This is a genomic window from Olleya sp. Ti.3.14 (genome assembly GCF_038154885.1).
Lineage (GTDB): Bacteria > Bacteroidota > Bacteroidia > Flavobacteriales > Flavobacteriaceae > Olleya.
In genome coordinates this window covers 699,551-726,089 of sequence record NZ_JBAKAO010000001.1, presented here as the reverse complement: position 1 = coordinate 726,089, position 26,539 = coordinate 699,551, and the positions used below count along the sequence as shown (strand labels likewise).

Genomic DNA, 26,539 nt, shown 5'->3' with positions numbered 1-26,539 from the left:
CCAAATCTAGCAATGCACAAAAAAAAGGATAAACTTAGTTTATCCTTTTTTTAATTTATAGATTGTTTTAATTACTCAAAACTCTGCATTTCTACTAGCTTTTTATACATACCGTTTTTTTCTAATAGTTCTGTGTGTGTACCTTGTTCTACAATTTCTCCTTTTTGCATCACAATAATTTGATCTGCATTTTGGATGGTAGATAGCCTGTGAGCAATAACAATAGATGTCCTGTTTTTCATCATATTTTCTAAGGCAACTTGGACTAAACGCTCGCTTTCAGTGTCTAAAGCTGAGGTAGCTTCATCCAAAATCATAATAGGAGGGTTTTTAAGTACAGCTCTAGCAATACTTAGACGTTGTTTTTGTCCACCAGAAAAATTATTTCCAGCATCTCCAACATTGGTTTCAATACCTTTAGGTAACTCACTAACAAACTCCCAAGCGTTTGCAATTTTTAAAGCGTCAATAATTTGGTCTTCGGTTGCATCAGGTTTACCTATTAAAATATTGTTTTTTATAGTGTCATTAAATAGGATAGAGTCTTGTGTTACTAATCCCATTAGACTACGTAATGACTTTTTTGTAACCTTTTTTATGTCATTACCATCAATAGTAATGTTACCTTCATTTACATCATAAAAACGAGTCAGTAAATTAGCTATTGTACTTTTTCCACTTCCAGATTGTCCGACAAGAGCAACAGATTTTCCTTTAGGTACTTTTAAGTTGAATTTTTTAAGCACATTTTCTTCTTCGTATCTAAAATTGATGTTTTCGATTTTGATTTCGTGAGAAAAGCCTGTTAAGTCAATAGCATCACTATTTGATGTTATTGTTTCCTCTTGTTCTAAGATTTCAAATACACGCTCTGCAGCAGCTAGTCCATTTTTTACAGAATAGGATGCTTTAGAGATTGCTTTGGCTGGCGTTAAAATATTATAAGCTAAAAGTAGATACACTAAAAATAATTCGCCTTCTAGTGTTTTTTCAACTAAAACTAAATTACCTCCATACCATAAAAGAATAGCAATTGTAACAATACCCATAAATTCACTCATTGGTGAGGCTAGGTTGTTTTTGTTACCTATACTGTTTGATAATTTTAATAAACGGTCAACAGAATTATTGAATTTTTTTGTAAAACTAGATTCTGCATTGTAGCTTTTAACAACCTTTAATCCTGTTAGGCTTTCTTCAACAATTGAGATAAGTTTTCCAGATTCTTCTTGAGCTTTTGTTGATTTTGATTTTAAATTTTTACCGATTCTAGAAATTATAAAGCCAGAAATAGGCATGAAAACAAAAACAAAAAGTGTAAGATTTACACTAATTTTTAGCATAGCATAAATCGTGAATAGTATTGTTAAGGGCTCTCTAACAATAAGTTCTAAAATAACAAAAAATGACGATTGTACTTGGCTAATATCACCTAACATTCTAGCCATTATATCTCCTTTTGTACGATTTGAATAAAAAGGTATTGATAAGCTTATAATTTTTTGATACATTTTTTTACGCAGATCACTTAAAACTCCATTTTTTAAATGCATCATATGAAAGGATGCTAAATAGTTAAATAAGTTTTTAAGTAAAAATGTAGTAATTACTAAACCAACAGCTAACAATAATGAATATTGAGGACCATGTATTTCATTAAGTTTACCAATTTCATAGAAGAATGAATCTTTTAAATAATCAGTAATATTCCAAATGTCAGTGTATACAGGTTTTTTTGGAATAGTAGTGGGCTCTGAGTTTTTTTGAAATAACACTTCTAACAATGGAAACATTGTTATAAATGATAATGTGCTAAAAAGCGCGTATAGAATATTAAAAATAACATTCATCACTATATTAAACTTATAAGGTTTAATATATGGGATTATTTTTTTTAGATTTTGATCCATTTAATTATAACTGCATATCTTTTAATATAGCATCAATCTTGCTTTCCAATTTCTGTTCCTTAGCTTCAAATTCTGACACATTGTCTAAAGTTGTATTAACGCTAATGTAGAATTTTATTTTAGGCTCTGTACCACTTGGTCTTAAGGCTATTTTACTTCCGTCTTCGGTGTAATAAATTAATACATTTGATTTAGGTACATCAATAGTACTTGTAGTATTGTCTGTTGTATTTTTAGCTTCAGATAATTGATAGTCTTCTATCTTGATAACTTTTGACCCATTAACTGTTGTTAGAGGGTTTTCTCTTGCATCAATCATCATTTGTTTGATTTCTTGCGCACCTTCGATACCTTTTTTAGTCATGGATATTAAACGTTCTTTATAAAAACCATGTTTAATGTACAGTTGTATTAATTCTTTGTAAAAACTACTGCCTTTTGCTTTTGCTTGAGCTGCAATTTCGCAAGCAAGTAAAGCAGATGTTACAGCATCTTTGTCACGTACAAAATCACCAACCATAAACCCAAAACTTTCTTCTCCACCACCAATAAACTCTTGGTTAGGAAAGTCTTTAATCATTTTAGCAATCCATTTAAATCCAGTAAGACCAATTTTACATTCTACCTTAAAGGCATCTGCTAAAGCAGTCATCATTGGCGTAGATACAATGGTGCTTCCTATAAATTGATTGTCATTTATTTTGTTGTTATTTTTCCATTGTTGCAATAAAAAATCGGTCATCATGACCATGGTTTGGTTTCCGTTTAATAAAATCATTTTATTATCTAAACCTCTAACAGCAATACCAACTCTGTCGCTATCAGGATCTGTACCTATAACAATATCTCCATCTACTTTTTCTGCTAATTCTAAAGCCATTTTAAGAGCTTCAGGTTCTTCTGGATTTGGAGATTTTACAGTTGGGAAATCGCCATTAGGCTCACGTTGTTCTTCAACAATATTTACATTATTGTAACCTGCACGTTTAAACGTTTCTGGTATGCTAGTAATGGAGGTTCCGTGTAAGGATGTAAAAACTATTTTCAGATTATCTTTGGCAGCTTTGGTTGTATCAAAACTTCCGTTTTTTACTGCTGCATCAATAAAAACATCATCAACTTCTTTTCCTATATATTCTATTAACTCCGGCTTTGCTTCAAATTTTATTTCGGCATAGTCTAAGGCATTTATTATTTTAATAATTTCGGCATCTTGAGGTGGTACTAATTGTCCACCATCTTGCCAATATACTTTGTAACCATTATATTCTGGTGGATTATGTGAAGCAGTTAAAACGATACCACAATGACAGTCTAAATGTTTTAAAGCAAAAGATAACTCTGGAGTAGGACGTAGGTCTTCAAATAAATAAACTTTGACATTGTTTGATGAAAACACGTCTGCTACAACTTTTGCTAAACTTTTACTGTTGTGTCTACAGTCGTAAGCGATAGCAACTTTTAAGTCTTCTCCTGGAAAAACAGTTTTCATGTAATTACAAATACCTTGTGTGTTTTTTCCTAAGGTATATTTATTAATTCTGTTTGTCCCAATTCCCATTACACCACGCATACCTCCAGTACCAAACTCTAAGTCTTTATAAAAACTTTCTTTAAGCTCAGTAGGCTCTAAAGCGATAAGATTTTTTATATAATCTTGTGTTTCATTATCAAAAGCTGGAGTTAACCAAGTATTGACTCTGTTTAAAAGTTCTGGTTCAATATGTCTCATAGGTTGTGGTCTTAAATTAAGATAAATAATTACCTAAAGGTAGTTATTTGTTTTGTTAATAATTAATAAGTTTAGTCCTTTAAATTTAAGGATTCTTTAATTAAATATCTTTTTTTGTCTGATTTTTGACGTAAAATTATTTCGCCTAAAAAACCAGCAACAAAAAATTGTGATCCTAAAATCATGGTTACTAATGCTAGATAAAACTGAGGTCTTTGGGTGATTAGCCTACCTGAGGTATTAAAAAATAGTTTGTCTATTCCTAAATACAATGCAAAAACAAGTCCTAAGCCAAACATAATAACGCCTAATGCACCAAATAAATGCATTGGTCTTTTGCCAAATCTGGATAAAAACCAAATGGTAATTAAGTCCAAAAACCCGTTAACAAAACGATCCATTCCAAATTTGGTTTCGCCATATTTTCTGGCTTGATGTTGGACTATTTTTTCGCCAATGTTAGAAAATCCAGCATTTTTGGCTAAAACAGGTATGTATCTGTGCATTTCGCCATTTACATCAATGTTTTTAACAACATCTTTATTGTAGGCTTTAAGTCCGCAATTAAAGTCATTAAGTTGGACACCTGAAGTTTTTCTTGCTGCCCAATTAAATAATTTTGAAGGTAAGTTTTTAGTTAACTTATTATCGTAACGCTTTTTTTTCCATCCAGAAACTAACTCAAAACCTTGATTAGTAATCATGTTGTAAAGTTCAGGTATTTCCTCTGGATTATCTTGTAAATCGGCATCCATAGTGATTATTACATCTCCTGTCACTGTAGCAAAACCAGCATGTAATGCTTGGGATTTTCCAAAGTTTTTTAAAAATCTGATACCTTTAACGTTGTTGTCCGTTTCTTGAATTTTTTCAATAATTTTCCAAGAATTATCTGTACTACCATCGTCTATAAATAATAGCTCATAAGAAAAACCATTGGTTTGCATGACATTTGCAATCCAATGGTGTAATTCTGTTAATGATTCTTCTTCGTTAAGTAGTGGTATGACTACTGATATGTTCATAATTTAATTTGAAATATATTTTCAAATATAAAACTATTATAGGTCTTCGTTAGTTTTTTTCATTATTAATGAAACAATAAGTCCAATAACAGCTTGTATTACTAAAAACATGGCTGTTGATTGTATTTGTGGCATTAACGCGAATTGGTTTTTTTGCGCTTCCATAAGATCTAAAGTTTTAGCGATTTCCTCTTCGGGAGCATTAAAATTTTTCATGATTTGTAATGTTGCTTCAATTGTTTTTTCTTTTAAAGCAACAGCAGCTTCAGGGTCGATAAAATTAAAAACAAGTACACTTACCAAAGTGCTAATTATTACACCTATTGCAACCGTAATAAAATAGGAGCTAAAACTTTCTTTAAATGAAATATAACCACCTAATGATGCTTTAGATTTTGATACAGAAATAATTCCGTAGACAATAATTATAACGAATAATAAAATACCTAACCACCATTTAGTTAATAGGTCTAAGTACAAAGCATAGGCTAATACAGTGATTCCGCCTAAGGTTGCACCAAGGTACATACCAAAATTAATTGCGATTGATTTTATAGTTTTTTCCATAATTTTGTTGAGTTAATTAGTTAATAATCTATTAGTCTTAAAGTGCAATAATATGTTACAATATTACATAATTAATTTTTTTTCATAAATTAGTTGCTCATTTGTAAAAAATACTTAAATTTGCACCTCGAATTTAGTTAAGATAAAAAAGCATTTAGCGATGAAAAAAGGTATACATCCAGAAAATTATAGAATGGTAGCATTTAAAGACATGTCAAACGATGACGTATTTTTAACTAAGTCTACTGCAAACACTAGTGAAACTATTGAAGTTGATGGTGTTGAATATCCAGTTATAAAAATGGAGATTTCTAGAACGTCTCACCCATTTTATACAGGTAAGTCTAAACTAATTGATACAGCAGGTCGTATCGATAAATTCAAAAACAAATACGCAAAATTTAAAAAATAATTTTAGCGTTAACTATATTTTAAAAGCCTTTCATTTTTATGAAAGGCTTTTTTTGTTATCTTATTTTCAACTATTTTTGAATGCTAAACACAAAAAAGCAAAATGCTTAATTGTGTTTTGATGTCTAAACTTAAAATAAAAACCACAATGAATTATATCCTTTTTGATGGACCAGTACGCAACCAATTACTTCCATTTACTTATACTAGACCTGTTGCAGATATCAGAGTTGGTATACTGACAATTAGAGAGAAGTGGGAGATGTATTTACAAACGACAACTACAACAGTAACAGAGGATTATTTGGCAGATAAATATCCTATGGTTGAGTTAGAAGAAAATGTTATGTTAAATGCATCTTATTTACCAAATAATGAATTAGTTGAATTGATTATAGGGTTAGAAAAAAATCAAGCTATTTTTAAAGATGAGGATATAATTGCTTTTTATACAACAGATACTCAGGAAGACATAGATTTTGATACGTATGAAGCTATTGAGTTTGATAATGATGTTACTAAAATTGAACACACTTGGGAGATATTTTCTAAAAACGGAGAAGCTATACAACAAGATTTTGAATTGTTAACTAAAGACAGAAAATCTGAACCAATACCTACAAGTAATAATATTATTGCACCAGAAAACATTTTTATTGAAGAAGGAGCGGTTGTCCAGTTTGCTACATTAAATGCTAGTGCAGGACCAATTTATATTGGTAAAGATGCAGAGGTGATGGAAGGGAGTTTGGTTAGAGGTCCTTTAGCTTTATGTGATCATGCAACTTTAAAATTAGGAGCAAAAATATATGGGCCAACTACAATTGGACCACATAGTAAAGTAGGAGGCGAGGTTAATAACTCAGTGTTATTTGGGTATTCTAACAAAGGACATGATGGATTTTTAGGGAATTCCGTAATAGGAGAATGGTGTAATTTGGGTGCAGATACTAATAATTCTAACCTTAAAAATAATTATGTCGAAGTTAAACTATGGGATTATGAAACTGAGCGTTTTGCTAAAACGGGATTACAGTTTTGTGGTTTAATGATGGGAGACCATAGTAAATGTGGTATTAATACCATGTTTAATACAGGAACCGTTATAGGTGTTAATGCCAATATTTTTGGTAGTGGTTTTCCAAGAAATTTTGTGCCAAGTTATAGTTGGGGAGGCGCTTCTGGTTTTACAACCTATTTAACGTCTAAAGCTTTTGAGGTTGCTAAAGTTGTAATGGCAAGAAGAGGTGTGGAATTTTCTAGTCAAGATGAAGCTATTTTAACTCAAGTTTTTGAAGATTCTAAAAAGTACAGAAAAGAGTAATTATTATTTAGTACAATCTATTGGTGATTAAAGGTTATTCGTCGAAATTGTAAGTTTTTATGTGTTAATTCTGAATTAAATTTTTATATTGATTAGGCTTAATAATCAATATGAGTTTTATTTTTAAAAATACGCTTAGATTTACCATCTTATATCTTTTTCTATACGTTTTAGATTCTTTTTTTAAGAATAATGAAGCGTTATATTCCTATAGATACTTTACTAAATTAGCTCTTGGCATTACTTTGTTAGTTTTTTATTTATTTAAAACTAAGCAAAAGGACATTTCTAAAAAACGACTGGTAATTTATGCTTTATCTTTATTTATAATTGGAGATGTTTTTTTTATTACCGGAAATTCTGGCGAAATGACTCATTTTGTATTTGCAGCATTTTTATTTATTGGAGCTAAAATTTGTTATTCGATACGATTTTTAAATAGTAAAGATTTCAAGATTTCTAAATTAATTCCTTTTTTAATACTTGGTTTTGCTTACATGACTATTATCACAGATTTGGTGTATAATAATTTAGGTCATTATTTTTTTCCATTTTTAATCTACTTATTTGTAGTACTGTTATTAATGCAATTTGCTTATTTAAGAAAAAGTGAGGTCAATGGATTAAGTTTTTGGTTAGTCTTATTTGGTGTGTTTTTCTCAATGATAGCAGATAGTATTAATATTCTTAAAATATTTTATGATCCATTAATTGCTTATAATAAAATTACTGTTATGTTTTTTTATTGTTTGTCTCAGTACATGATTATATTGGGAGTGCTAAAAGAAAGTAGACTTACAGATAATATTGAAAAACTGAAAGTGAATACATAATTATGGATAAATTAATACGCTATTTTACACCTGTATTTTTGGCTTTGTTATTTTTAGATATTTATGTAAAAACTAATTTGCCTATAATTCCTTGCAGGTATTATTCTAAAATATTGGTGCTAGTCACTCTTATAATATTTACGGGTTATTGTGTTTACAAGAAAAAAAAATTGAACAATAGGTATGTTTTTTATGGATTAATTATTTTTTTTATAGGTGATATTTTAATTATTGACCACTTAAATAAAGTAAAGTTTATTATTAGTTTAATACTTTTTGTGTTTGGTAAATTGATCTACATTTTTAAATTTACACACAAGGAAGACTTTAGTAATAAACGTTTATTACCGTTTTTAGTGGTTTGTTTTTTATTTGTTGCGTTTTTGTATAATTTAATTTTTGTAAACCTCAAAGGATATTTTATTCCAGTAACGTTGTATTTTTTTATATCCTTAGTCATGACTCTTTTTGCCTATCTTAGAAAAGATGTAGCAAACAACAAAAGCTATTATACAGTTTTATCAGGTGTAGTTTTATTTGTATTCTCTGAAGCTACAATGGTTGTTAAAACATTTTATGGAGACATCCTATTTCAGGATTTTATAGTAATGTTTGGTTATGGATTTGGACAATATCTTATAATTTTAGGTTTAATGATTGACAAACCTAACTATGTTGAAAATAGTGATCTTATCTCTAAAATATAAAAATTAAAACTAGTAACTATTGTTTTTTAACATGCTTTAACTCTAATAAATTGATAGGATTATTACCAAGTCCAATAACATTTTTTTGAGTAAATCTAATCACTTCATCATAATATAAAGGCACTATAGGAGCATTTTTTATAACCAAACTATCCATTTTGGTGTACAATTTAGTTCTTTCAGATACTTCTGTAGTAATAAAAGCCTGGTTGTACCATCTATCAAAATCAGTATTGCTAAAATGAGTATAATTAGGACCATTTGGTGCAAAATTTTCTGAATAAAATAATGATAGATAATTTTGAGCGTCTGGATAATCTGCAACCCAACTAGCTCTAAATAAATCTAATTTTCCGTTGGCTTTACCTTCTTTTAAAGTTGATGCAGGAATGACATCTACCTTTATATTTAAACCAATTTTAATAAGCTCGCGTTGTATGTATTCGCAAAAGTTAAGATAATTACTAGTTGTGGTAATTGTTACCTCTGGCGTTTTATTATTGTTTTGTGCTTTGTATTCAGCAATAAGTTTTTTTGCTTTTACGGTTTGGTAAGTGTATCCAATATTAGCATTGTAACCTGGTAACCCTTTTGGTATAAATCCACCATTTGCAGCTATTCCAATTCCGTTACGTAAATAGGTCATCATTTTTTTTCTGTCAAAGCCATAATTTATAGCTTCACGTATTTGTTTGGATTGGATTTCATTTAAATCCGAATCCATATAAAAAGCCAAATATTCTGTATTTAAGTAAGGACCTCTATTTATGTTTATAGTATTAAGATATTTATCTCTTAATTCTCCATTTGTAGTCAATATTTCATCTTGATAAGAGGCATCTAAGCTATTTAAAAAGTCTAAATTACCTTGAATAAATTGCATAAATTCACTCTGCTTATCAGGTAAAAAGGTAATAGCTACAGCTTCCAAATGTGGTAGTTTTTGACCATCTTTAGTAGTTTCAAAATAGTTTTCATTTTTTCTAAAAACCAGTTTGATGTTTTCTTCCCAGCGTTTAAACTTAAAAGGACCTGTACCTATTGGATTTGATCTAAAATCACTACCATAATATTCTGTTATTTCTTTAGGCACGACACTACAATACTTCATTGTTAATAAGCCCAAAAATGCAGGAAAGGGTTGTTTTAAAGTGATATTAAAAACGGTGTCGTTTATTGCCTTAAAGGTGTCTACTTTATTAAAAATCCACTGACCTGACGACGCTATATTTTTATCCAACAATCGGTTAAAACTATAAACAAAGTCAGAAGCAATAACTTGTCTGGTAGAATCCTTACCAAATAATTTATGTTTATGAAAATAGACATTGTTTTTTAGCACAAAATTATAACTTAAACCATTATCTGATAGTGTCCAGTTTTTAGCAATACTAGGTTTAACATGTAAGCTGTCATCCATTTGAACCAATCCATTAAATAATTGATGTATTGCCCAAATATCTGCGTTGTCTTTTGCAAATGCAGGATCTAGTGATCCTATGTTTTTGTGTTCGTTATATCTAAAAACTAAATGGTCATTGTTTACGTTTTTAGTGTCCTTACAAGATACTAAAAATGTAAAAATAAAAATTAAGCTATATATAGGTAACGCTTTGTTGGTTATAATAGTTGTCAAGGTGCTGTTATTACTGTTTCTCTTTTTTTAGTGTAAAGAAAAGTGCTTTTTTTAAACTAAAATTATATAGTGTAAATATACACAATATAGCTAATTCTTTTTTTTATAGTTATAGCATGGTTTAATTGTTTCGAGTAGCATAATTATAATTAGTATAATCTTTATTTCAAAAAAAAAACCGAAGGTGTTAGCTTCGGTTTTAATTATGTTTTTATTGTAAAAGTTAGATTCTGACACCTACAGGTAAAAGTTTTTTGTATTGCCTATTGCGTCTCATGAATTTTGCTATCTCTGGACTGGTAGGCATTACGCTTAAATTACGTTCTTCAATATTGTCAAAAACAATTTTTAAAAACTCGTTTACAAAATCTTCATTATCCTGCTCCTCAGGCACTATTAATTTAGTTAAAAAGATTTTTCTTTCTTGTAAAGAGTATTCTATTTTAGCGAAATGATTATCAATTTTCAGTTCAAATTGACGTAAAAAATCATTGTCAACTAACTCAGCTGCATCAATCATAATGTATAAAGTTTTATTAATTATTAGGGGAGTTTCAAAAATAGTACCAAACTATTTTATAGCTTTACAGCACAAAGATACTCAAAAATCTAATAGCACTGTGTTTGTTTATTGTTAAAAGCTTATGAATCAAGAAGTAATACCTGTTTATCTAATGCCTGGTATGGCTGCTAATCCTACGATATTTGAGCACATTAAATTGCCTGAAAATCAATTTAAAATTTACTGGTTAGAATGGAAATTACCTAATCCAAATGAAACATTATCTAGCTATGCAAAACGCATGTGTGAAGATATAAAACATGATAATCCAGTACTCTTAGGTGTCTCTTTTGGAGGGATTTTAGTGCAAGAAATGAGTAAGTATATTAAGTATAATAAAATTATAATAGTATCCAGTGTAAAGTCCAAACACGAGTTGCCTAAAAGAATGCGTCTGTTGCGTATGACAAAAGCATATAAAATACTACCCACACAATTACTTAGTAATGTTGATTTGTTGGCTAAATATGCGTTTGGTAATACTATAACTAAACGTATTGAGTTATATAAAAAATATTTGTCGGTAAGCGATAAAATGTATCTGGATTGGGCAATACAGCAAGTGGTTTGTTGGGATCAAGACCAAGCATTAGATAATGTAATCCATATACATGGTGATAATGATAAAGTATTTCCTTTTGCTAATTTAGGAGCATGCGTAAGTATAAAAGGAGGTACACATATCATGATTATTAATAAATATAAATGGTTTAATGAAAACTTACCAAAACTAATCGCTTAAATATTAAGTGGTTTGAATAAAAAATTTTAAATTTAAACAAAAGATAAGAAGATGAAGATTGTACAAAAAAGTTTAGCTATTGTTGGCTTAGGTGTTTTAGGATTGTTATTTATTAACGCCTATCAAGATGCTCCTACTGACGAGAATTTTGAGAAAAAAATAATAAACGATTATAATGTATACGCAATTCAAATGCCTAGCTATTTGGAGTTTGCAGGAGAAGCTGTGCCATTATCAAATCCAGATATTTATGAGCGCATGGATAAAGAGCTTTTAGTTAATACCTATTGGCAATCTAATGGTTTGTTAATGTTTAAGCGTGCCAAAAAATATTTCCCTATTATCGAACCTATTTTAGCAAAAAACGGAATTCCTGACGATTTTAAATATTTGGCAGTTATTGAAAGTGGTTTAACAGACGCACGTTCTCCAGCAGGAGCAAGTGGGTTTTGGCAAATCATGAAAGCAACAGGTCGCGAACATGGACTAGAAGTAAACGATAATGTAGACGAACGTTATAATTTAGAAAAAGCCACAGAAGTAGCTTGTGATTATTTAAAAAAAGCTAAAGAAAGTTTAGGATCTTGGACATCTGCAGCAGCAGCATATAATGCAGGTAATTATGGTATTTCTAGACGCTTAAAAGAACAAGACGTTACTAGTTATTATGATTTGCTTTTAGGTGAAGAAACAGGAAGGTATGTGTTTAGAATAATAGCTTTAAAAGAAATTTTATCTAATCCAGATGCTTATGGATTTAATTTTAGAGACAAAGATTTGTATAAAGCAGTGCCAACCTATCAAGTAGCTGTAGATACTGCAGTAACTGACTTTGCAGGTTTTGCTAAGCAATTTGGTATAAACTACAAGATATTAAAATTACACAACCCTTGGTTAAGAGAACCACATTTAAATAATAGTTCTAGAAAACAATATTTTATTGATATCCCAAGAGAGGGTTACTACCAAACTAATCCGTAAATGCTTGATTTTTTAACTCAAAATTGGTGGACTATAGCAATTGCTATCAATTACATATTGGTAATAATTGCAGTTGCTACTATTTTATTTAAATCAATAAATCCAACAAAAACACTAACGTACATCATTGTATTGTTAGTGTTTCCTTTTTTTGGATTAGTAGTTTATTACTTTTTTGGACAAGAGTATAGAAAGAATAAAATTTTTAATCGTAAAGACGTTTTAAATAACCATTTAATACAATCTATTAATAAAGATTTAAAGATTCAGCCAGAATCCTTAACGCAATATGAAGCTAAAATTGACGAAGATCAAATTAGATTAATACATCTGCTTCAAAAAAATGATAAATCACCATTAACTAAATTTAATGATGTAGAAATCATAATTAATGGCGAAAATAAATTTGAAAAGCTATTTACAGATATTGATAATGCTAAAGAACATATCCATATTGAATATTATATCTTAAAAGATGATCATATTGGGACTAGATTTTTAGATTTATTATGCAAAAAAGCCAAGGAAGGCGTAACGGTAAGACTTAGTTTTGACGATGTAGGTAGTAAAATTTCTTCTAAAATGAAGAAAAAACTAACCAATGCTGGAGTTCAATATTTTGCTTTTATGCCAGTATTGTTTCCTAGATTTACAGGTAAAATGAATTATAGAAATCACAGAAAAATTGTGATTATAGATGGAGAAATAGGTTATGTAGGCGGAATAAATGTCTCTGATACTTACGTTAATTATCCCGAAAATAAAGACTATTGGAGAGATACACATTTAAAAATTATTGGCGAATCTGTTTTTACCTTACAAACTCAATTTTTAACCAATTGGAATTTTGTAGCAGATACTAGCTTGACATTAAACCGTTCGTTTTTTCCGCAAAACAAGGTTAAAACAATTACTCCAGTACAAATAGCAGCAAGTGGTCCAGATACAGATTGGGCTAATATTATGGAAGCTATATTTTTTGCAATAGTAACTGCCGAAGATTACGTTTACATAACAACGCCTTATTTTATACCTAATGATCAAATCATTACAGCCATGCAAGTGGCATCAAAAAGTGGAGTAGATGTCAAACTTCTAATTCCAGATAAATCGGACTCGTGGACAGCAAAACATGCCACAAACTCATATCTAGAACAATTATTAGAAGCCAATGTCAAAATTTATAGGTATGAAAAAGGCTTTATTCATGCTAAAACTATGGTTGTGGATGATGTTTTTACAACTATAGGAACCTGTAATATGGACTACAGAAGCTTTAATATTAATTTTGAAATCAACGCGCTTATCTATAATAAAGAAAAAGCAATTGAAGCTAAAAGCATATTTAATAATGACCTAGAAAGTGCTATCCAAGTTAATCTAGAGCAATGGACAGAGCGATCTAATATTAAGCGTATGCAAGAAGCCTATTGTAGACTTTGGGCGCCTTTACTGTAAAAAAAAAGGGTCAAACAAGTATTAATTAGTTTGACCCTTTTTAATTTATAAAAGTATAATTATCTACTACGTCTTTTTTGTGCACGTATTGATCCACCTTGACCAAAGTGTTGTTTAGGCGCTTGTGCGCGTTTCATGTTTTCTTTCATCATTTTAATTTGATCAGTTAACATACCTTGTTTATCAAGCTTTTGTGCTTCGGCTAATAATGTAACCGCTTCTTGCTTTCTTCTTTTAGACATTGCAACTCCAGCTAAATTAAGTTTAACCATTGCCATATCATGATCCATAGATAAACCTAATTGCTCTGCTTTTTTAAAATAACGTTCAGCTTCAGTCATATTATCCTGAGAAACCATAATACCATTTAAAAAGTTATAATACCCTTGTTGCTTTTTAACTAAAGCAGTATCTGGATTTTTAATTTTATCTAACCATTTTTTAGCACCAGGAAAATCTTGTTTTCTTAATCTTAAAAAAGCTAATAAAATAAATTCATTTTTAAAATATAAGAAGACAAATATTAGGGCTAAAAAGATGTACATGATACCATTACCGATGTTTCCTTCCACAAATTGCCAGATGGCTACACCAAAAATTCCGATTGCTAATATTAGTTTTATTACTTTATTGTACATTTTTTAAATTTTAAAAGTCTTGTATTACTTGATTTGTAACGTTTTTAAGCGTTATTTTTATTGGAGTACAAAGAAACTAAAAAAATCTTTAAAAATATTTTTTAAATTAGGTTTGTGAAATAAAAAACTCGTTGTATATTTGCGCTCAGTTTTACGTAAAGCATAAAACTAAATAAAACATATACTATTCAGATTTTAAAAAAATAAGACAATGCCAAAAAGAACGTTTCAGCCATCAAAGAGAAAAAGAAGAAATAAACATGGTTTTAGAGAAAGAATGGCTTCTGCTAATGGTAGAAAGGTATTAGCTCGTCGTCGTGCTAAAGGAAGAAAGAAAATATCTGTTTCATCTGAAACTAGACATAAAAAATAATGTTTAACAATTGTTAACATTTTAAAGGCGTTACTTAGGTGTAACGCCTTTTTTTGTATCTAATAATTACTATTTTTGATAATCGAAAAAAACAAACAAAAATGCCAAAAAATCCTAAGTTAAAGTCTATTCTTATTATTGGTTCAGGTCCTATCGTTATTGGGCAAGCCTGTGAGTTTGATTACTCTGGTACGCAAGCACTAAGATCTTTAAGAGAAGACGGAATCGAAACAATTTTAATCAATTCTAATCCAGCAACAATCATGACAGACCCAAGTATGGCTGATCATGTATATTTGTTGCCTCTTAATACAAAGTCTATTGTTCAAATTTTAAAAGAACATCCTCAAATTGATGCAGTACTACCTACAATGGGTGGACAAACTGCACTTAATTTATGTATTGAAGCAGATGAAAAAGGCATTTGGAAAGACTTTGGTGTAGAGATTATAGGTGTCAATATTGACGCTATTAATATTACAGAAGACAGAGAGCAATTTAGAGAGTTAATGCTTAAAATAGGAGTCCCTATGGCACCTCAAGCAACAGCTACATCATACTTAAAAGGTAAAGAAATTGCTCAAGAGTTTGGGTTTCCTTTAATAATTAGAGCCTCATTTACTTTAGGTGGTGCAGGCGCTTCATTTGTATATAAAGAAGAAGATTTTGACGAGTTATTAACACGTGGATTAGAAATTTCTCCAATTCACGAAGTCATGATTGACAAAGCCTTAATTGGCTGGAAAGAATACGAGCTAGAATTACTAAGAGACTCTAATGATAATGTAGTAATTATTTGTTCTATTGAAAATATGGATCCAATAGGGATCCACACAGGTGACTCCATTACTGTTGCTCCTGCAATGACATTAAGTGATAAAACATATCAAAAAATGCGTGATATGGCTATCCATATGATGCGTAATATTGGTGATTTTGCTGGTGGTTGTAACGTGCAATTTGCAGTTAGTCCAGATGAAAATGAAGATATAATTGCTATCGAGATTAATCCTCGTGTATCACGTTCTTCAGCTTTAGCTAGTAAAGCAACAGGATATCCAATTGCAAAAATAGCTGCAAAATTAGCTATAGGTTATCATTTAGATGAGTTAGAAAACCAAATTACTAAATCTACATCAGCATTATTTGAGCCAACTTTAGATTATGTAATTGTTAAAATACCACGTTGGAATTTTGATAAGTTTGAAGGAAGTGATCGTACACTAGGACTGCAAATGAAGTCAGTAGGAGAGGTTATGGGTATTGGACGTTCTTTTCAGGAAGCACTTCATAAAGCAACACAATCTTTAGAGATTAAACGTAATGGTTTAGGTGCTGACGGTAAAGGTTATACTAATTACGAACAAATTATTGAAAAGCTAACCTACGCAAGTTGGGATCGCGTGTTTGTAATTTATGATGCCATTCAAATGGGAATTCCTTTAAGTCGTATACATGAAATTACTAAAATTGACATGTGGTTTTTACGTCAATATGAAGAATTGCACCAATTACAAAAAGAAATTTCGACCTTTAAAATAGACACCATCCAAAGAGATTTACTTCTAGAAGCTAAACAAAAAGGGTATGGAGACAGACAAATAGCACATATGTTAGGCTGTTTAGAAAGTCAAGTATATAATAAAAGAGACGAGTTAGGTATTAATCGTGTTTACAAACTTGTAGATACTTGCGCTGCCGAGTTTGAAGCTAAAACACCTTACTATTACTCAACATTTGAAAATGATGTAGAAACAGCTGACGGAACTCGTTATGCGCATAATGAAAGTATAGTTTCTGATAAGAAAAAAGTTATCGTTTTAGGATCAGGACCAAACAGGATTGGACAAGGTATCGAGTTTGATTATTGTTGTGTACATGGTGTATTAGCTGCTGCAGAATGTGGTTATGAAACCATCATGATAAACTGTAATCCAGAAACGGTATCTACAGACTTTGACACAGCAGATAAATTATATTTTGAACCCGTTTTTTGGGAACATATCTATGACATCATTAGACATGAAAAACCAGAAGGTGTTATCGTGCAATTAGGTGGACAAACCGCTTTAAAACTTGCTGAAAAACTATCTAAATACGGAATTAAAATTTTAGGAACTAGCTTTGAAGCTCTAGATTTAGCCGAAGATAGAGGGTTGTTTTCTAACATGCTTAAAGAAAACAATATTCCTTATCCAGAATTTGATATTGCTACAACTGCAGATGAAGCAGCTGCAATTGCAGACGTGCTAGATTTTCCAATATTAGTTAGACCTTCATACGTACTTGGAGGACAAGGGATGAAGATTGTAATTAATAAACAAGATTTAGAAGAGCATGTAGTTGATTTATTAAGACGTATGCCTGGAAATCAACTGCTATTAGACCATTATCTGGATGGAGCTATTGAAGCTGAAGCAGATGCTATTTGCGACGGAGAAAATGTTTACATCATTGGTATAATGGAGCATATAGAGCCTTGTGGAATCCACTCTGGTGATAGTAACGCAACATTACCACCTTTTAATTTAGGAGAGTTTGTAATGCAGCAAATAAAAGACCATACCAAGAAAATTGCATTAGCATTAAATACGGTTGGGTTAATCAATATACAGTTTGCTATTAAAGATGATATTGTTTACATCATTGAAGCTAATCCAAGAGCATCACGTACAGTTCCATTTATTTCTAAAGCCTATGGAGAGCCTTATGTAAATTATGCAACTAAAGTTATGTTAGGCGAAAAGAAAGTTACTGACTTTAATTTTAACCCACAGTTAAAAGGTTATGCTATTAAACAGCCAGTGTTTTCTTTTAATAAATTTCATAATGTGAATAAAAAACTTGGGCCAGAAATGAAAAGTACTGGAGAAAGTATTTTGTTTATAGACGATTTAAAAGATGATCAGTTTTACGATTTATATGCAAGACGAAAAATGTATTTAAGCAAGTAATAAAAATAATCGATTGGTTTTTAGTAGGTTATAATTATTTTTTGTATTTTACAATAAAAGAGATTATGACAAAAAAACTACTATTTATTTTATTTGCTTTTGTAGCTTTAAGCGTATCAGCTCAAAACCAAACAGTTAATATAGATTGGAGTTTCGGCTCTAACTCTAATGCAACAGGACCAAATAATAATGCAGATCGCACCATTGAGGTTGGAGATACAGTTATTTGGGATTGGTATTCTAATGGTACGCATAATGTAGAAAGAACAGGAGGTACGTCCTCAGATAATTTTGTAAGTGGTTTTATGACTACAGGAGCAACGTTTTCACATACGTTTACATCTGTTGGTACAAATACATACCAATGTAATCCACATCCAACAAGTATGTTTGGTGTTATTACGGTAGTACCAGAAGGGACTTTAAGTGTGCCTAATTTTGCGACACGTTTATCTGCGATAAATTTGTATCCAAATCCTGCATCATCAACTTTAAATGTCGAAATACCTTCTCAGTTTAAAGAAGATTTGACTATTGAAGTGTATAATGTTTTAGGAAAAAAAATACTATCAAAAACAATTAGTCAATTAAAGACTAGTTTGTCTATTTCTAATTGGAATGATGGTGTGTATTTAATAAAAATAACTTCTGTTAGTCTAGGGACCACAATAACTAAACGATTTGTAAAAATTTAATACAAGTATTTTAAAATAAAAAAGCCTTCATTTCTTGAAGGCTTTTTTATTTTAAAAATTATCAGGTAAATCTATTCTAACTTTGTAATCTTTTAATATTGGAAGATAATCTGTGTGCGAAAAATCTTCATGGTCAAACTCATATTGTCGTTGTTTTTTAGTCTCCATTCGCTTAATAGCTTTTAAAAAACGTTTGACTTCAACCTTATCATTTAAAATAAGTCCAGCAACTTCCATGGATTGTCCATTATCATCTTTGGCTACCATTGTAAAGTAAGACGAGTTACAATGCTTTACAATACCAGTTTGTATATTTTCGGCTTCAACACGTATTCCTACAACCATAGATGTGTTTCCAACAAAATTTACAGAAGCTTTCATGGTTACTAGTTCGCCAACCTCAATAGGACTTAAAAAATCTACAGTATCTACACTAGCAGTCACACAGTAGGTTTTGGAATGTTTAGAAGCACAAGCAAAAGCTATTTGATCCATCAAATTTAGTATGTAACCACCATGTATTTTTCCACTAAAGTTAGAGTGTGATGGTAACATTAATTCGGAAATACTAATTCTAGAATCGTCTGCTTTTTTATATGCTTTCATTATAGTTTTTGTTGTTGTATGTAATATTCAATTTGGTTTTTTCTGTAAAATCCGACAATAATTAAAGCCAGTCCAAAGAAGAGACACATGATAATAATAAAGTTATTTAATTCTTCTCTTTTACTAAATTTTCCTGGCTCTATAAGCGTATCAAAACCAAAAGACAGTAGTCCTGCTCCTGCAATAAATATAAAAATATATTTAGCTCTTAAGCTCCATTTATATATTACATTTTGAGTAGAATTTGTCATAATTAATAATTAGAACGTCGTTCTTTATCTTCTTCTACCTTGGTAATAAAGTACTTAGTATCACCTAACCAAAAGAAGGTTTTGTAACGTTCAAAATATGAAAGTTTTACAAATTTACCTTGTAGACGATTTAAATCATTAATAACTTGTTTCTCTTTATCCTCTACAGAAAATTCGAAAAGTTGAGCTTCAGACACACCTTGACTGACCTCGCCTTCCCAAGTTTTAAACATAACACCTTTACTGCTAAATTTAACTAATTCTCCTGCTCTAACACCTTCGCTGTAAGTCGCAAAGTATATAAAACAAAAATATCCTACTAAAATTAGGACTATAATAACTAAGGTTTTTACTAAAAATTTTATCATAATTGTTTTCTGTTAATCGTCAAATTCTGCTCTTCTAATAATGGTTTCGGGTAATGCTTTTTTAGCTTTAGCACCTAATTTTTTCAATTTTTCAACACTTGTAATTAGGTTTCCTTTTCCTTCTACTAATTTATTCATTGCAGAGGAATAATCCTTTTTAGCATCGTCTATTTTTTTTCCAACACCAGTTAAGTCTTTGACTAAACCTTCAAATTTATCATATAATGCTCCTGCTTGTCGTGCAATTTCGATAGCATTTTGTTGCTGCTTTTCGTTATTCCACATACTGTCAACTGTTCTTAAAGTTGCTAATAACGTGGCAGGTGTAACAATAACTATGTTTTTTTCGAATGCTTTATTGTATAAACTATTATCGGCATTAATAGCAACTGCAAACGCAGGTTCTATTGGGATAAATAGTAATACAAAATCAGGACTTTCTATGTCATATAAATCCTCGTATTTTTTCTCAGATAATTGGTCTACGTGACGTCTTATAGAATTAATGTGGGCTTTTAAATATACCTCACGCTCGTCATCTTCAGCATTCACGTAACGTTCGTAATCTGTTAAAGACACCTTACTGTCAATAATCATTTTTTTATTGTCAGGTAAATGCAACACTATATCTGGTAGTACTCTTGTACCATCAGCTCTGGTAAAATTTTGTTGTACAAAGTACTCTCTGTCTTTTTCTAAACCAGATTTTTCAAGGACACGCTCTAGCACTAATTCTCCCCAATTTCCTTGCATTTTACTATCACCTTTTAAGGCTCTCGTTAGGTTGGTGGCTTCTTTAGTCATTTGCTGGTTTAAATCTTTTAAACCTAGTAATTGTTCTTTTAAAGCACTATGCATACTGATACTTTCCTTTTGAGTATCATCTACTTTTTTTTCGAAGGTTAGTATTTTTTCCTGTAGAGGATTTAAAATATTTTTGATATTTTCTTTATTCTGAAGGGTGAACTTTTCGCTTTTTTCGTCTAAAATTTTAGTTGCTAATAACTCAAAATCTTTACGCAGTTGCTCTTGACGTAATTCAACTTCTTCCTCACGTTTTAGATTTAATTGCTGTAAGTTTTCAAAATCTGCATTTTTTCTAGCTAAATCTTCATTTAAAATATCCTTTTCACGTCGGATACCTTCGCGTTCTATTTCAATTTTAGAAATAGTTTGTTTCAACTCTTGTAATTGGGTGTTAAATGTTGCGTTTTGTCTTTCGCTTTCAGTGGTGTAAAACTGTTTTAAATCCGATAGTTGCTGTTGTAAATTAGCATTCCTTTCTTCCAAGGTGCTTTTTTCGCTTTTACTTTTGAGTTTAGTGAAAAGCATACCTAAATAACCACCAATTATAGCACCAATTAAAATAGCCAAAACAAGGATAATGTTGTCGTTCATTTAAAATAAAAGGAATTTAATCAAAGATAGTTAATTTGTCTTTTAGTGCGAAGCTAAGCCTGAAATTCTAATTATGATTAAATTTCAAAGTAAAGATTACTTTTTAACTCTAAAACTGCCTGTTTTTTCATCAAAAACAATCATATCTTCCGGAAATAGCTTAGAAAACGCTCCTTTTTCGATTAAATTACAAGGTGTGTCACTTACAATACCCTGTTCTGACATGACAATCATACTGTCGCATAATTGGATGGCTAGATCTATTTCGTGAGACGAAAATAAGATGGTTTTACCAGTATCTTTTGCTAATTTTTGAAGCAGTTTTAGGATGTATGTTTTATGATACATATCTAAATGCGACGTCGGTTCGTCTAGAATAATTAAATCTGTGTCTTGTGCTAAAGCACGAGCAATCATAACCTTTTGAAGTTGACCATCACTAAGCTCGAAACATTTTTTATGTTTCAAATCTTCAATAGTTGTTTGCTTGATTGCATTATTTATAATGGTTACATCTTTGTCAGATAAATTACCAACCCAATTGGTATAAGGTTGACGTCCTAGAGCAACCAATTCAAACACGGTTAAGTTTTTTGCAGCAATAGGCTCTGTTAAGACTAAACTTAAAGTTTTGGCAAGCTCTAAATTAGAATAGTTATCTAAACTTTGATTATTTATTAAAACTTGACCACTTAAGGGTGTTATAACCTTTGTTAATGTTTTTAAAAGTGTGGATTTACCAATCCCATTACCACCAACCAAACCAATTAATTCGCCTTTATTTAAAGCAATATTAATATTTGACGCTACAATAGTTTGTGTTTTTTTAGACTGATAACCAACAGTTAAATTATCAGTTTTTAGGATGTTATGTTGGTTGTTTTCTTTCATTTTAAAACACCATTTTACGTTGTCTTACTAGTAACCAAACTACAATTGGTGCACCAAATAAAGAGGTAATAGCATTAATAGGTAGCATGTAATCTGTGTTTGGTAATTGGGCAATACTGTCGCAAATTAACATGATAATGGCACCAAATAAAAATACAGCAGGTAATAATATTTTATGATTGGACGTGTTAAAAACTTGTCTAGTAACATGCGGAATAGCTAAGCCAATAAAGGCTATTGGTCCTGCAAAAGCAGTAATAGTACCTGCTAGTAGACTAGTAGCAATAATAATTAATAATCGACTTTGTTTAATGTTTAAACCTAGACTTTTAGCATAATTTTCGCCTAACAATAAAGTGTTAAGACCTTTTATAGACAGGATACTAAATAGGATGCCAATACAATAAATGATTGTAAAAATAGTAACCTCGTTCCAGTCCAAATCTCCTAAACTACCAAAACCCCAAAAAATGTATTGCTGTAATTGTTCTGCACTACTAAAGTAGGATAGTACACTAACTATTGCTGCTGTAATACTACCAAACATTAATCCGATAATTAAAATAGCCATAGTATCTCTTACTTTTGAGGATACAATTAGGACTAATAATAAGACTAAAAAACTACCTAAACTTGCAGCAATTACTAAACTCCATTTAGTAAGTAAAAAAGTAGCTAAAAATCCACCAAAAATGCTGCTGCCTAGAATAACTAATGCAACACCTAGACTTGCTCCAGAGGTAATTCCTAAGACAAAAGGACCAGCTAAAGGATTTCTAAAAAGGGTTTGCATTAATAACCCAGAAATACCTAAACCAGAGCCTACCAAAACAGCTGTAATGGCTTTTGGTAAACGATAGTTTTGTATTATATATTGATGATTGTTTAAACTATCCGAATTTGTAAAAAAGCTGTCTATAATAGTATTAAAAGTTATGGATACTGATCCTAAACTTATGTTTACCAAAAATAATAGCACAAGCAGTATTGCTAATACTATAAAGGGAATGGTATAAGATTTGGATGTTATCACTTTAACGGTTTAAAAAAGTAAGTTTGATAATCTGGCAATAAGTCTGGATGACAAATTTTAATGATGTCTTTTAAAACTAAATCAGGTCTAGATAAACCAAGCTCATAATACAAAACGCCTCTTGTTTTTCCTGTTGTATTTGCAAAAGAGTAGATAGCATTATTTTTAAAAGCATCAAATTGTGTGTAATGCGTATTTGCGGTCTTTAAAGCCTCTAGACTACTATAATAGGATGGACTTAACCATAAATCTGCATGCTTTGCTTTTTCAAAAACAGCTTCAAAGCTTAAAGCCAAACTGCCTTGAGATTTAGTGTCAGCATATAAATAATTGACATTTGCATCTTTTAAAAATTGAGCTTCGGTACTTGTTCCATTTGGTAAATACCATACATCCTTATACATTGCTCCACTAATTACTGTTGGTTGCTCAGTGACACTTTGCGCTAATTGTTTTGCTGCTTTGTAATTGGTTTCGATAGTTTTAAAAACAGAATCTGCTTGTTTTTCTTTATTATATAAAGCTCCAAAAAACTTAATCCATTCGGCTTTAGCCAAAGGTGTTTTTTCTACCCAATCACCATTATAAATTACAGGTATTCTGGCATTACTTATTGTTTTTAAAGATTTACTTGTACCATCAACACCAAATCCAACCACTACATTTGGATTTAACTCTAATAACACTTCGGTGTTTAAACCTTCGTTTTTACCTAATTCTCTTACGTGTCCATGATCAATACGTTGTCTGATTTTTTCTGAAGAAATATAATCACTACCAGGAAATCCAATTAATGAGTTTTCTTCATTTAAAAGCTCTAAAGCAGGAATATGCGTTGTAGAGGTTACTACTATAGACGTTATAGGAGTAATGATAATGCCATCATATTCATCTTTCATAAAAGACGTTTTTGCAGCGTCTTCTTTACTAATTAAAACGTATTTATAGGTTTTTTCTGCTTTAGGCCAAGGATTGTTAACGGTTAACACTTTAAAATTACTATGATTTGTAATACTAAATCCTTCAGCGTAAGCGATACTATTATCCTCTTGTATTAAAGCAGGAAGTTTCCTGTCAATACCTGGATCTTCCTTACAGTTTAGAAATAATAAAAATGAAAGTAATAGTAATAAAAAAGCTTTGTTATGTAACATTTGTAGCGCTTTAGCGGAATATTTTCCTTTAAATTTATATAAAATTTTAGTCATGAGAGACGGTTCAAATTTAACAATATATATAGTAGGAGGAATTATATTATTACATTTTTTAATTGGCTTTATTTATTTAATCTATAAAATGAATAAGAAAAATGAAGAATGAATTAATTTAAAATAGTACATTCGCGCTGAATTTTGGTTTGACTTTGTGCTAATGCAAAGTCGATTAAAAGGGAATCTGGTTTAAATCCAGAACTGTTCCCGCAACTGTAAGTTTATGTTCAACATAGGTTGGACACCTTTTAAAGGATGTTATTCAAACTTAGACCACTGTTTTATTAAAAATGGGAAGGTAGAGTAACATATAACAAGTCAGGAGACCTGCCAGAATTTGTCATCTAATATGATCTTCGGGAGAAAGATCTTTAAGATTTATGAAAAAAACTATTGGATTACTAATTGCTGTATGTTGTAGTGTTGTGTCTTTTGCACAAACACAGCTAGACTCTGTTCAATATTTAGATGTTATTGAGCTTAGTGATATTAAGTTGAAACAAAATGCTGCAGGATTTAAAGTTACTATTTTAAACGACTCTGTTTTAAGTAAAAACACTTCTAATTTTACGGATTTATTACGATTTAATTCTAATATTTATTTTAAAGAAAACGGTTATGGGATGGTGTCTTCACCATCGTTTAGAGGGACTAATGCCTCGCAAACTGCTGTGATTTGGAATGGTATAAACATTAACTCTCAGTTAAATGGTCAAACGGATTTTAATACCATAAATACCAATAACATTAATCAAGTGGTTATTAGAAATGGAGGAGGTAGTGTGCAATACGGAAGTGGAGCAATTGGAGGTAGTGTGCATTTGGATAACAGATTAAGTTTTACGAAACATTTAAAAAATGAGGTCAAACTTAACTATGGTAGTTTTGAAAGTAAAAGCATTAGTCTTGTTACAGATTACGGACAAGATAAATTTGCTTTTAATTTAGGGGTAAATTATATAGATTCTGATAACGATTATAAATATTTGGACTCTGATAAAATAAATGAAAATGGTGCATTTAATAATCTAAGTCTTAATGTTAATTTAGGGTATTTTATTTCTGAAAAGGATGTAATTAAATTATACCATCAGTCTTTTATTGGTGAACGTGAGTTTTCCGGAACAACTGCAACACCATCTAAAAGTAAATATGAAGATGAAAACTCTAGGTCGATGTTGGAATGGGTTAGTACACATCAAAACTATAAATCTAATTTTAAAGTCGCGTATTTAAAGGAGTATTTTGAATTTTACCAAAACAAAAATTCTGAGTTTTTTACTTTTGGACAAGTCAATACTTTTCTGGCAAAACATAATTTTAATTATAAATTATCTAAGCAGTTAAGTGTTACTAGTATCTTGGATTACAATCTCTTTAAAGGTGAAGGCAGTAGTTTTGGTAATCCAGAGCGTTCAATCTTTTCTGCTACAGGATTATTACAGTATAATCCAAAAACGAATTTAAACTTAGGTTTTAATGTAAGACAAGATGTGACCTCTGATTTTACTAGTCCATTATTGTTTTCAATGGACGCTTTGATTGGTATTACCAAGTTTTATAAAGTCAAAATTAATGGTTCAAAAAATTATAGAATTCCAACGTTTAACGATTTGTTTTGGCAACCTGGAGGAAATCTTGATTTAGTGCCAGAATCGTCTTATCAATTTGATTTAGGTCATGTTTTAGACTTTAATTGGTTGCAACTACAGTTGAATACCTACTATATTAAGTCGAAAGATTTGATACAATGGAAACCAAATATCTCTGGGTTTTGGTCGCCACAAAACATAGCTGAAGCCCATAGTTATGGTGCAGAAGTAGGGTTAACTATTTCTAAAAAAGTTAATAATCATCAATTCAGGTTTAGCTCAAATTATTCTTACACAGTATCAGAAAATTTAGAAACAAACAAGCAATTAATTTATGTGCCTTTTCATAAAGCTAATGCCACATTAGCTTATAGCTTTAAAAGGTTTAGCGCACATTATCAGCAGCTTTTTAATGGAGACGTCTTTACAACTTCCGATAATTTAAAAGGTCCATTTTATAGTTTACAATCTTATAATGTAGCCAACTTAGGCGTTAATTATAAAGTATTACAACATTCTAATCACGAATTAGAGTTGGGATTAAAAGTAAATAATCTGTTTAATAAGCTATATCAAAACGTAGCATTTAGACCAATGCCAAACAGAAATTTTAATATTCAATTACACTATAAATTTTAAAT

General features: G+C 30.5%; 25 protein-coding genes and 1 riboswitch. Of the genes, 11 read left to right on the top strand and 14 right to left on the bottom strand.

The window, feature by feature from the left end; all coding sequences use genetic code 11:
• Positions 1-71: 71 nt before the first annotated feature.
• The 4 genes from V6251_RS03375 to V6251_RS03360 form a co-directional block, all read right to left on the bottom strand.
• Positions 72-1,910 carry an ABC transporter ATP-binding protein gene (locus V6251_RS03375; protein WP_341587032.1) on the bottom strand — a complete coding sequence of 613 codons (1,839 nt, stop codon included), beginning with the start codon at positions 1,908-1,910 and terminating at the stop codon, positions 72-74.
• 4 nt (positions 1,911-1,914) lie between these two features.
• Complete coding sequence (locus V6251_RS03370) at positions 1,915-3,642, bottom strand: phospho-sugar mutase (protein WP_341587031.1); 1,728 nt, start codon at positions 3,640-3,642, stop codon at positions 1,915-1,917.
• Positions 3,643-3,713: 71 nt separating this feature from the next.
• Positions 3,714-4,667 carry a glycosyltransferase family 2 protein gene (locus V6251_RS03365; protein WP_341587030.1) on the bottom strand — a complete coding sequence of 318 codons (954 nt, stop codon included), beginning with the start codon at positions 4,665-4,667 and terminating at the stop codon, positions 3,714-3,716.
• A gap of 36 nt (positions 4,668-4,703) precedes the next feature.
• The gene (locus V6251_RS03360) at positions 4,704-5,234 is read right to left on the bottom strand and encodes a DUF4199 domain-containing protein (RefSeq protein WP_341587029.1); all 531 of its coding nucleotides are present in this window, start codon (positions 5,232-5,234) and stop codon (positions 4,704-4,706) included.
• A gap of 160 nt (positions 5,235-5,394) precedes the next feature.
• Between V6251_RS03360 and V6251_RS03355 the strand changes: the two genes are divergently transcribed.
• The 4 genes from V6251_RS03355 to V6251_RS03340 all read left to right on the top strand — a co-directional run bounded on the left by V6251_RS03355 (position 5,395) and on the right by V6251_RS03340 (position 8,509).
• Positions 5,395-5,646: a type B 50S ribosomal protein L31 gene (locus V6251_RS03355; protein WP_145002153.1), complete on the top strand. Its 252-nt coding sequence runs from the start codon at positions 5,395-5,397 to the stop codon at positions 5,644-5,646.
• Positions 5,647-5,793: 147 nt separating this feature from the next.
• Complete coding sequence (locus V6251_RS03350) at positions 5,794-6,969, top strand: GlmU family protein (RefSeq protein ID WP_341587028.1); 1,176 nt, start codon at positions 5,794-5,796, stop codon at positions 6,967-6,969.
• A gap of 110 nt (positions 6,970-7,079) precedes the next feature.
• Positions 7,080-7,802, top strand: coding sequence for a lysoplasmalogenase family protein (locus V6251_RS03345; RefSeq protein ID WP_341587027.1), 723 nt, complete (start codon positions 7,080-7,082; stop codon positions 7,800-7,802).
• Positions 7,803-7,804: 2 nt separating this feature from the next.
• Complete coding sequence (locus V6251_RS03340; protein WP_341587026.1) at positions 7,805-8,509, top strand: lysoplasmalogenase; 705 nt, start codon at positions 7,805-7,807, stop codon at positions 8,507-8,509.
• Between the two features lie 16 nt (positions 8,510-8,525).
• Here the strand turns inward: V6251_RS03340 and V6251_RS03335 are convergent, their stop codons facing one another.
• Together V6251_RS03335 and V6251_RS03330 are read right to left on the bottom strand one after the other, a co-directional pair.
• On the bottom strand, positions 8,526-10,145 hold the full coding sequence (locus tag V6251_RS03335; RefSeq protein WP_445933612.1) for an ABC transporter substrate-binding protein: 1,620 nt from the start codon (positions 10,143-10,145) through the stop codon (positions 8,526-8,528).
• 223 nt (positions 10,146-10,368) lie between these two features.
• A complete protein-coding gene (locus V6251_RS03330) occupies positions 10,369-10,665 on the bottom strand; it encodes a GNAT family N-acetyltransferase (protein WP_186439197.1) in 297 nt (98 codons plus the stop codon).
• Between the two features lie 124 nt (positions 10,666-10,789).
• On the opposite strand from V6251_RS03330, the gene V6251_RS03325 reads away from it, so the two are divergent.
• From V6251_RS03325 to cls, 3 genes are read left to right on the top strand one after another with little or no spacing between them, the layout of a single operon-like run.
• Positions 10,790-11,449 carry an alpha/beta hydrolase gene (locus V6251_RS03325; protein ID WP_341587025.1) on the top strand — a complete coding sequence of 220 codons (660 nt, stop codon included), beginning with the start codon at positions 10,790-10,792 and terminating at the stop codon, positions 11,447-11,449.
• Positions 11,450-11,500: 51 nt separating this feature from the next.
• On the top strand, positions 11,501-12,430 hold the full coding sequence (locus tag V6251_RS03320; RefSeq protein WP_145002147.1) for a lytic transglycosylase domain-containing protein: 930 nt from the start codon (positions 11,501-11,503) through the stop codon (positions 12,428-12,430).
• Positions 12,431-13,888 (top strand): cardiolipin synthase, encoded by a 1,458-nt coding sequence (cls, locus tag V6251_RS03315; protein ID WP_341587024.1) that lies wholly within the window; start codon positions 12,431-12,433, stop codon positions 13,886-13,888.
• Between the two features lie 59 nt (positions 13,889-13,947).
• Here the strand turns inward: cls and V6251_RS03310 are convergent, their stop codons facing one another.
• On the bottom strand, positions 13,948-14,526 hold the full coding sequence (locus V6251_RS03310; RefSeq protein ID WP_145002145.1) for a DUF2892 domain-containing protein: 579 nt from the start codon (positions 14,524-14,526) through the stop codon (positions 13,948-13,950).
• Positions 14,527-14,737: 211 nt separating this feature from the next.
• On the opposite strand from V6251_RS03310, the gene rpmH reads away from it, so the two are divergent.
• From rpmH to V6251_RS03295, 3 genes are all read left to right on the top strand, one after another.
• Positions 14,738-14,899, top strand: a complete 162-nt coding sequence (rpmH, locus tag V6251_RS03305) for a 50S ribosomal protein L34 (protein WP_028281753.1) — start codon at positions 14,738-14,740, stop codon at positions 14,897-14,899.
• Between the two features lie 101 nt (positions 14,900-15,000).
• Positions 15,001-17,853 (top strand): carbamoyl-phosphate synthase large subunit, encoded by a 2,853-nt coding sequence (gene carB, locus V6251_RS03300; protein ID WP_341587023.1) that lies wholly within the window; start codon positions 15,001-15,003, stop codon positions 17,851-17,853.
• Positions 17,854-17,918: 65 nt separating this feature from the next.
• Complete coding sequence (locus V6251_RS03295) at positions 17,919-18,548, top strand: T9SS type A sorting domain-containing protein (RefSeq protein WP_341587022.1); 630 nt, start codon at positions 17,919-17,921, stop codon at positions 18,546-18,548.
• Positions 18,549-18,599: 51 nt separating this feature from the next.
• On the opposite strand, the gene V6251_RS03290 is transcribed toward V6251_RS03295, so the two are convergent.
• The 7 genes from V6251_RS03290 to V6251_RS03260 all read right to left on the bottom strand — a co-directional run bounded on the left by V6251_RS03290 (position 18,600) and on the right by V6251_RS03260 (position 24,303).
• Entirely contained in the window at positions 18,600-19,154 is a 555-nt protein-coding gene (locus V6251_RS03290) for an acyl-CoA thioesterase (RefSeq protein ID WP_145002142.1), read from the bottom strand.
• Positions 19,154-19,405 (bottom strand): hypothetical protein, encoded by a 252-nt coding sequence (locus V6251_RS03285; RefSeq protein ID WP_341587021.1) that lies wholly within the window; start codon positions 19,403-19,405, stop codon positions 19,154-19,156. Before V6251_RS03285 ends, V6251_RS03290 begins: the two co-directional genes overlap by 1 nt.
• Positions 19,406-19,407: 2 nt before the next feature.
• Positions 19,408-19,773, bottom strand: coding sequence for a 6-phosphogluconate dehydrogenase (locus V6251_RS03280; protein ID WP_292946571.1), 366 nt, complete (start codon positions 19,771-19,773; stop codon positions 19,408-19,410).
• 12 nt (positions 19,774-19,785) lie between these two features.
• On the bottom strand, positions 19,786-21,171 hold the full coding sequence (gene rmuC / locus V6251_RS03275; protein WP_341587020.1) for a DNA recombination protein RmuC: 1,386 nt from the start codon (positions 21,169-21,171) through the stop codon (positions 19,786-19,788).
• Between the two features lie 96 nt (positions 21,172-21,267).
• On the bottom strand, positions 21,268-22,062 hold the full coding sequence (locus tag V6251_RS03270) for an ABC transporter ATP-binding protein (RefSeq protein ID WP_341587019.1): 795 nt from the start codon (positions 22,060-22,062) through the stop codon (positions 21,268-21,270).
• 1 nt (position 22,063) lies between these two features.
• Positions 22,064-23,095, bottom strand: a complete 1,032-nt coding sequence (locus V6251_RS03265) for a FecCD family ABC transporter permease (RefSeq protein WP_341587018.1) — start codon at positions 23,093-23,095, stop codon at positions 22,064-22,066.
• Entirely contained in the window at positions 23,092-24,303 is a 1,212-nt protein-coding gene (locus tag V6251_RS03260; protein ID WP_341587017.1) for an ABC transporter substrate-binding protein, read from the bottom strand. Before V6251_RS03260 ends, V6251_RS03265 begins: the two co-directional genes overlap by 4 nt.
• Positions 24,304-24,431: 128 nt before the next feature.
• A riboswitch (cobalamin riboswitch) is annotated at positions 24,432-24,655 on the top strand.
• Positions 24,656-24,686: 31 nt separating this feature from the next.
• Between V6251_RS03260 and V6251_RS03255 the strand changes: the two genes are divergently transcribed.
• Positions 24,687-26,537, top strand: coding sequence for a TonB-dependent receptor plug domain-containing protein (locus V6251_RS03255; RefSeq protein WP_341587016.1), 1,851 nt, complete (start codon positions 24,687-24,689; stop codon positions 26,535-26,537).
• Positions 26,538-26,539 lie beyond the last annotated feature (2 nt).

Excerpts from the sequence above, each read along its gene's own strand:
- carB (WP_341587023.1), top strand. The coding sequence starts at position 15,001 with ATGCCAAAAAATCCTAAGTTAAAGTCTATTCTTATTATTGGTTCAGGT.
- V6251_RS03330 (WP_186439197.1), bottom strand. The coding sequence starts at position 10,665 with ATGATTGATGCAGCTGAGTTAGTTGACAATGATTTTTTACGTCAATTT.
- V6251_RS03270 (WP_341587019.1), bottom strand. The coding sequence starts at position 22,062 with ATGAAAGAAAACAACCAACATAACATCCTAAAAACTGATAATTTAACT.
- V6251_RS03310 (WP_145002145.1), bottom strand. The coding sequence starts at position 14,526 with ATGTACAATAAAGTAATAAAACTAATATTAGCAATCGGAATTTTTGGT.
- rmuC (WP_341587020.1), bottom strand. The coding sequence starts at position 21,171 with ATGAACGACAACATTATCCTTGTTTTGGCTATTTTAATTGGTGCTATA.
- rpmH (WP_028281753.1), top strand. The coding sequence starts at position 14,738 with ATGCCAAAAAGAACGTTTCAGCCATCAAAGAGAAAAAGAAGAAATAAA.
- V6251_RS03295 (WP_341587022.1), top strand. The coding sequence starts at position 17,919 with ATGACAAAAAAACTACTATTTATTTTATTTGCTTTTGTAGCTTTAAGC.
- cls (WP_341587024.1), top strand. The coding sequence starts at position 12,431 with ATGCTTGATTTTTTAACTCAAAATTGGTGGACTATAGCAATTGCTATC.
- V6251_RS03370 (WP_341587031.1), bottom strand. The coding sequence starts at position 3,642 with ATGAGACATATTGAACCAGAACTTTTAAACAGAGTCAATACTTGGTTA.
- V6251_RS03280 (WP_292946571.1), bottom strand. The coding sequence starts at position 19,773 with ATGATAAAATTTTTAGTAAAAACCTTAGTTATTATAGTCCTAATTTTA.
- V6251_RS03320 (WP_145002147.1), top strand. The coding sequence starts at position 11,501 with ATGAAGATTGTACAAAAAAGTTTAGCTATTGTTGGCTTAGGTGTTTTA.
- V6251_RS03345 (WP_341587027.1), top strand. The coding sequence starts at position 7,080 with ATGAGTTTTATTTTTAAAAATACGCTTAGATTTACCATCTTATATCTT.
- V6251_RS03325 (WP_341587025.1), top strand. The coding sequence starts at position 10,790 with ATGAATCAAGAAGTAATACCTGTTTATCTAATGCCTGGTATGGCTGCT.
- V6251_RS03375 (WP_341587032.1), bottom strand. The coding sequence starts at position 1,910 with ATGGATCAAAATCTAAAAAAAATAATCCCATATATTAAACCTTATAAG.
- V6251_RS03290 (WP_145002142.1), bottom strand. The coding sequence starts at position 19,154 with ATGAAAGCATATAAAAAAGCAGACGATTCTAGAATTAGTATTTCCGAA.
- V6251_RS03365 (WP_341587030.1), bottom strand. The coding sequence starts at position 4,667 with ATGAACATATCAGTAGTCATACCACTACTTAACGAAGAAGAATCATTA.
- V6251_RS03340 (WP_341587026.1), top strand. The coding sequence starts at position 7,805 with ATGGATAAATTAATACGCTATTTTACACCTGTATTTTTGGCTTTGTTA.
- V6251_RS03355 (WP_145002153.1), top strand. The coding sequence starts at position 5,395 with ATGAAAAAAGGTATACATCCAGAAAATTATAGAATGGTAGCATTTAAA.
- V6251_RS03255 (WP_341587016.1), top strand. The coding sequence starts at position 24,687 with ATGAAAAAAACTATTGGATTACTAATTGCTGTATGTTGTAGTGTTGTG.
- V6251_RS03360 (WP_341587029.1), bottom strand. The coding sequence starts at position 5,234 with ATGGAAAAAACTATAAAATCAATCGCAATTAATTTTGGTATGTACCTT.
- V6251_RS03260 (WP_341587017.1), bottom strand. The coding sequence starts at position 24,303 with ATGACTAAAATTTTATATAAATTTAAAGGAAAATATTCCGCTAAAGCG.
- V6251_RS03350 (WP_341587028.1), top strand. The coding sequence starts at position 5,794 with ATGAATTATATCCTTTTTGATGGACCAGTACGCAACCAATTACTTCCA.
- V6251_RS03285 (WP_341587021.1), bottom strand. The coding sequence starts at position 19,405 with ATGACAAATTCTACTCAAAATGTAATATATAAATGGAGCTTAAGAGCT.